General features: G+C 45.3%; 4 protein-coding genes. 3 read left to right on the forward strand and 1 reads right to left on the reverse strand.

Annotated elements, in window-relative coordinates; genetic code table 11:
- The first annotated feature begins 219 nt into the window (after window positions 1-219).
- Window positions 220-1,065: a hydroxymethylglutaryl-CoA lyase gene (locus tag VIP81_RS20750; RefSeq protein WP_331965680.1), complete on the forward strand. Its 846-nt coding sequence runs from the start codon at window positions 220-222 to the stop codon at window positions 1,063-1,065.
- 15 nt (window positions 1,066-1,080) lie between these two features.
- The gene (locus VIP81_RS20755; protein ID WP_331965683.1) at window positions 1,081-2,061 is read left to right on the forward strand and encodes a GSCFA domain-containing protein; all 981 of its coding nucleotides are present in this window, start codon (window positions 1,081-1,083) and stop codon (window positions 2,059-2,061) included.
- A gap of 205 nt (window positions 2,062-2,266) precedes the next feature.
- Here the strand turns inward: VIP81_RS20755 and VIP81_RS20760 are convergent, their stop codons facing one another.
- A complete protein-coding gene (locus VIP81_RS20760; RefSeq protein ID WP_331965686.1) occupies window positions 2,267-3,727 on the reverse strand; it encodes an MFS transporter in 1,461 nt (486 codons plus the stop codon).
- Between the two features lie 325 nt (window positions 3,728-4,052).
- Here VIP81_RS20760 and VIP81_RS20765 point away from each other — a divergent pair.
- Window positions 4,053-4,623: patatin-like phospholipase family protein (locus tag VIP81_RS20765; RefSeq protein ID WP_331965689.1), on the forward strand; the 571-nt coding region annotated here is incomplete at its 3' end.

Raw genomic sequence — 4,623 nt, forward strand, 5'->3', positions numbered from 1 at the left:
ATGCGGAGTTTGTCTTTCCCAGGATTATACTGATTTAGATGATTTTGATGATTTTTTGGATTTTATTTTTAGATTAAAAAGATTTGCGAAGATATAATCGGGTTTATCCACTTATATCATTTTAAATCCTTCAAAATCAAAAAAGAAAAAATCCTGAAAATCATCTAAATCAGTATAATCCCGGGAAAGACAAACTCCGCGTACCGCAAATGGTTTGTTATGCTAAAATTAATTGAATGCCCGCGTGATGCGATGCAGGGATGGCACCGGATGATCAGCACAGATGAGAAAGTGAAGTACCTGGACGCTTTGTTAAAAGTTGGTTTTGATACGATTGATTTTGGAAGTTTTGTATCTCCCAAAGCCATTCCACAAATGGCCGATACGAAAGATGTAATCCCCCGCCTGCAGTTATCCGGCTCCAAAAGTAAGCTGCTGGCTATTGTAGCAAATATGCGCGGTGCAGAAGAAGCGGTGGTATTTGATGAAATCAATTACCTGGGTTTTCCGTTCTCCATCTCAGAAACATTTCAATTAAGAAATACGAATAAAACGATTGCAGAGTCACTGGAACAGGTATCTTCCATGCAGGAGCTCTGTATCAAAAACAGGAAAGAGCTGGTGGTATATATTTCTATGGGCTTCGGTAATCCTTACGGGGACCCATACAGCCATGAAATTGTATTGCAGTGGGTAGAAGAAATGGTGAAGATGGACATCGGCATTATTTCCCTGGCAGATACAGTAGGTGTAGCAGAACCTGCCACCATTACGGGTTTGTTTAAACACCTCATTCCCGCTTATCCGGAGGTGGAGTTTGGTGCTCATTTCCACGCTTCTCCCTACAACTGGGAAGAGAAAGTGCGGGCCGCCTACGAACAGGGTTGCAAGCGCTTTGATAGCTCCATTAAAGGTATTGGCGGTTGCCCCATGGCGAAAGATGAGCTGGTAGGTAACCTGGCAACAGAAAACCTGATTGCTTTTTGTCATCAGCGCAAAGAACCACTCACACTGGATATGACAGCCTTACGCGGGGCGCAGCGACTGGCAGATGCCGTTTTTTAAGATTAACTGTAATACATGCAATTTCATTTGAGTTTTCCGGTAGCACCACTCTCCACTGCTATTCAATATAAGCAGGAGTTGTTGCTGATGGGTTCCTGTTTTGCGGAAGAAATAGGCGAAAAACTGCAGGAACACCGGTTTAACACCCTGATTAATCCACATGGCATTTTATATAATCCACTGAGTATTACCAGTGCATTGACCAGTTACCTGGATGGGAAAGTGTATACGCGGGAAGACTTGTTTCAGCACAACGACTCGTGGAATAGCTGGGACCATCACAGCCGTTTTTCAGGACTTACGCCGGAAGCCACGCTGGAAAATATAAACCGCATGCAGGCGGCGGCCGTGCAATCCATCGACAACGCCGACTGGCTCATCTTAACGCTGGGATCTGCGCATGCATATGCCTTAAAAGAAAATAACCGCCTGGTAGGCAACTGCCATAAAGTACCAGCCGGCAATTTCTACAAACGCCTGCTCACCGTGGATGAAGTGGTAACGGCGCTGGACAATGTGATGCACCGGTTATTTTTCCGTAACAAAAAAATTAATATACTCTTCACCGTTAGTCCGGTACGATATATCCGGGATGGGGTAGTGGAAAATAATCTCAGCAAAGCAGTATTGCTGCAGTCTGTTCACCATCTTGTTAATAAATTTAACCGCCTCTTTTATTTTCCGGCTTATGAGCTGGTGATAGATGACCTGCGCGATTACAGATTTTATAAAGAAGACCTGGTACATCCCAATGAGCTGGCGATCAACTACGTGTGGGAGCAGGTGATTAAAGCGGGTATCAGTGAAGGTAGTCAGGGATTGCTGCACCAGATAGCAGATATTAACCGGGCGGCACATCACCGGCCGTTTAACCCCGAAAGCAGCCAACATCAGCAGTTTCTGCGTACTTATGCCGCAAGGGTAAAGCAGTTGATGGTGGAGCATCCGGAATTGAAGCTGGATGATTTGTTGGCGCATTTTCTTGTGGGGGGGTAGATCGGTGCGATTTTTTGTCTTGGGGCAGGATTATACTGATTTAGATGATTTTCAAGATTTTTTCTCAGGATTAAAAAAAGATTAGCGAAGATGGAAGCGGATACCGCATCTGTCTTCGCTAATCTTTTTTAATCTTATAAATCAAAAAAAAATCTTGAAAATCATCTAAATCAGTATAATCCTGCCCCAAGACAAAAAATCGCGTTTACAGCGGAATACCTCTTTTATCTTTCAGATAAATAATACCTACAAAAAAGCAGATCACTGCTATGCTGATCGGGTAAATCAACCCTGCCAGGTGGTTACCGGTGTTGGTAACCAGGATGGTGGAAATGGTGGGCAACAGGCCCCCAAATACGCCATTACCAATATGGTAGGGGAGCGACATAGAAGTATACCGGATACGTGTAGGGAATAGTTCTACCAGGAAGGCCGCGATAGGCGCGTATACCATCGTTACAAAAAGTACCTGTATGAAGATGAGTAACACCAGGTAGGTGATGTTAAGACGGCTTACGGTCAGTTCTTTTTTATCGCCGGTTTCTTTCAGTGTGCTGCCATCGGTGTAGCTGTGTACACGGGTGGTTTTGGTGACCAGTTCCCCTGCATCGTTTTTAGCGGAGTTGCTTTCAATTTTGAACAATTCTGTTTGTTCTGTTTTTAGTTTGATATTACCGATGTTATCCATCACCTGGTAAATCGGATAGTAGGCCAATGCAGCCAGGAGCATACCGGTGAGCATTATTTTTTTGCGACCTATACGATCAGACAGGGAGCCGAAGTAAATGAAAAACGGTGTTCCTAACAGGAGTGCAATGGCAATGATAATATTGGATTGTACAAATTCTATGTTCATGGTTTTCTGCAGAAAAGAAAGCGCATAGAACTGTCCGGTATACCATACCACACCCTGCCCCATGGCAGCACCAAAGAGTGCAATCAGCACAAGTTTCAGGTTTTCTTTGTTGGCAAAGCTTTCCTTAATGGGGTTGGTCGATGTTTTCCCTTCTTTCTTCATTTGCGCAAACAGGGGCGATTCGTGCAGGCGTATCCGTATGTAATACGACATGATCACCAGGAGCACCGACAAGAGGAAAGGAATACGCCAGCCGTAGTTGTTGAAGTCATCCGGCGACATGAGCATGCGGGTAAGCAGGATCACGCCCAGGGATACGAACAGACCGAGTGTAGCGGTGGTTTGTATGAAGCTGGTATAGTAGCCACGTCGGTTGTCGGGCGAGTGTTCTGCCACATAGGTAGCGGCGCCGCCGTATTCACCACCGAGGGCCAGGCCCTGTGCCAGCCGGAGAATCAATACCAATATAGGAGCCAGGATACCAATGGTATGGTAGCTGGGGATAAGGCCGATAGCAAAAGTAGATCCGCCCATAATGAGGAGGGTGAGCAGGAACGTGTATTTACGGCCTACCATATCTCCGAGGCGGCCAAATACGATGGCGCCAAAAGGACGTACAATAAATCCCACTGCAAAGGTAGCCAGCGTAGCAATGTAGGCCAGTTGCGGGTTGCTGGGAGGAAAGAACTTTTCCGCAATGATGGCGGATAAGCTGCCAAAGATGTAGAAATCGTACCATTCAATGAGCGTGCCTGCTGACGAGGCCATGATTACCTGCCAGATGTTTTGTGAGGGGAGCGAGTTTTTCATAAATGTAGCGTTATAGCTGTTAGCTCTTAGCTGTTAGCTTTTAGACTGCGTTTTGTTTTTAATTGTAAGATTTTGGCTTTGGGCACTACGCCTTTAGCATTTTGATATAACGTGTTGTTTTTTTAGCTGTTTGCTGGTAGCCGGTAGGGTTTAGCCCAAAGGATACAACAGGCTTTTTGCCTTCTGCTTTCCGCCTTCCGCTTTTTAAGGGGAATAAGATAACAAATATTTACAATGAGAACAAATGTCTGTCTAAAAATCTCCGGATCGCGGCATCCTTTAATGTTGATAAAACCTTATCTTTAGTCAGGGCCAATTGTTTAAAATGAAGCAGGGATCATCCGTATACATGGGTAGGTTTATAGGTTTATTGTTGTTAGCTACATTCATTTGCCGCAATACAGTGGAGGCTCAGCAAACTATCAGTAACAGACCAAAAATAGGTGTAACGCTCAGCGGTGGCGGTGCCCGTGGACTTGCGCATATTGGTATCCTCGAAGCGATTGATAGTGCGGGGCTTCGGGTTGATCTGGTTACCGGCACCAGCATGGGCAGCATTGTAGGCGGCCTGTATGCGATGGGGTATTCCGGCAAACAAATTGAAACAGCCGCCCGTAAACTCAACTGGAATAGTTTGTTTTCCAATCAGCCGGTGTTGACAGATATCTCCTACGAAGAAAAAAGAGAGTACAACAAATACATCATTGAAATTCCCTTTGAATATGGCAAGCCCAAACTGGCTTCCGGCGTTATTTCCGGAGAAGCGTTGTGGCTGGAGCTGGCGAATCTTTGCTGGCCGGTAAAAGATGTAAAGAACTTCGAAGATTTTAATATTCCCTTCAAATGTATTGCCACCGATGTGGCCACCGGTGAAATTGTAACGCTCGACAGCGGGG

This window comes from Chitinophaga sp. (genome assembly GCF_036566945.1).
Taxonomy (GTDB): Bacteria; Bacteroidota; Bacteroidia; order Chitinophagales; family Chitinophagaceae; genus Chitinophaga.

Excerpts from the sequence above, each read along its gene's own strand:
- VIP81_RS20750 (WP_331965680.1), top strand. The coding sequence starts at position 220 with ATGCTAAAATTAATTGAATGCCCGCGTGATGCGATGCAGGGATGGCAC.
- VIP81_RS20755 (WP_331965683.1), top strand. The coding sequence starts at position 1,081 with ATGCAATTTCATTTGAGTTTTCCGGTAGCACCACTCTCCACTGCTATT.
- VIP81_RS20760 (WP_331965686.1), bottom strand. The coding sequence starts at position 3,727 with ATGAAAAACTCGCTCCCCTCACAAAACATCTGGCAGGTAATCATGGCC.